At 54.6% G+C, this 1,556-nt stretch carries 2 protein-coding genes; both read right to left on the bottom strand.

Annotation, left to right across the window (positions count from 1 at the left end; translation table 11 throughout):
• Positions 1 to 686 (bottom strand): DUF4874 domain-containing protein (locus ACFQUU_RS29225; protein WP_382252140.1); only part of this gene is annotated, 686 nt, incomplete at its 3' end.
• Between the two features lie 638 nt (positions 687 to 1,324).
• Positions 1,325 to 1,556: DUF4832 domain-containing protein (locus ACFQUU_RS29230; RefSeq protein WP_382252142.1), on the bottom strand; the 232-nt coding region annotated here is incomplete at its 5' end.

The following is a 1,556-nucleotide window of genomic DNA, read 5'->3' on the forward strand; positions in this document are numbered from 1 at the left end:
CCACCTTCGTTCTCGCTGTAGACGAAGCGCGGAATGGCCTTGAGGCCGGCGCTACGGAACTCATCCATGCGGCGCTGGAACAGGTCCAGCTGTGTCTGGCTGATCGGCGAATTGATGAAGCTGCTCAAGTTGACGATGCAGTACACCAGCGACGTGCCTTCATTGCGGTAGCTTTGCAAGGTCGATGCACCGACGCTGGAATTGCAATCAACATAGCGGTACAGGCCGCGCTCCGGATTGAAAATCTGCGCGGCATTTCGACCATATTTTATCTTTGCAACCCGCCCTGGCAAGGGTGCATGCGATGCAGCGGAATCCGTATTTTCCTGACGCGGAACGGAATGCGGCTCTGGCGTATCGGTTTGTGACGTTGTCTTGCCGGATTCTCTGCGTTCGCCGCATCCGGCAAGGAGTAAGGCGCAACATATTCCCGTAGCAAGGTATCGCGCTAAAACGCGGATCCTGCCCGATTGGCTGCAGGCATCAAGGTGCAAAACCAATAACATGATGAAGTCGGTTGGAGCCGGTAACTGCCTCCCAGGTGTCCTGATTGGCAGCTGCTGCGGTAAATTGAATTCATATGGTACGCCAGCCGCGTCCTCGACCAACAGACCCGGACGGCCTCCCGCACGCGAATTGTCGCCGAAACGGTCGGCAAGGCGGATAAAATTTATTGTTGTTTTCATGTTTTCTCCGAGTGACTGGACTGGCCGCGCGCTGGGCTTATCTTACAGCGATGCCGCTGATTGCTTGGCGCGGCCGGTAAGGCATAACGATGGCACATGACATATCGTATTGCGTACCAACCGTCTTGACGGCGCTACGGATTCTTGATGATTAAAGCGATACCGGATAACAAGGCCCAAAATCGCAACACGGACCCGTAGGGGGTCTATCGTCCGGCTTGCGTTGGCTGTGTCCAGCGGTCGTCGGCCCTTGCACCGAACCGACGGGTGGCTCAAGCAAACAAACCATGCACAGCTCCTATCCTATAGGACTAACGGGAAAACCAAAATGAAAAGATGCAGGAAATTTATTGCGAGATGATTCCAACGTGATACGGATATGCCTTTACGTTGACATGGTGATGCCGCGACGACATGCGTTTCCAGCTTACGCTGCAGAATGCGGTACCAAAGGCTGCGTACCGCTCCTGCATTGTTGATGTGTCTGCCTTAACAAAGAGAAAATGCCGTTCCCCGATTTCCATCATACAAATTGGTTTGCTGCAGGAGCCAAGGGTGTAAAAAAGGGCAAGTCACTGACTTGCCCTTTTTTAAATTGATACGGCACGGCGCTTCATGATGGAAGCGCCTGGTGAGGGTTACGGCGCGATACTTACAACGTGATTGGTCTTGTTGAAGCCGGTGTTGGCTTCCCAGACATTGTTGTTGGCCAGCTGGATCGCATACTCTGGACGGTCGTGCAGCGATGCCATCGGATCGGCCAGGTGCAGCAGCACTTCATAGTTGCCCGAACTGATGCCGGCCGGTAGCGTCACCGTCTGGCTTACCGTGACCGACTGCCCCGGCAGCCACTTGCGCGGATCGGCATTG

This window comes from Herbaspirillum sp. GCM10030257, assembly GCF_042666555.1.
In the GTDB taxonomy this organism is placed as follows: domain Bacteria; phylum Pseudomonadota; class Gammaproteobacteria; order Burkholderiales; family Burkholderiaceae_D; genus Noviherbaspirillum.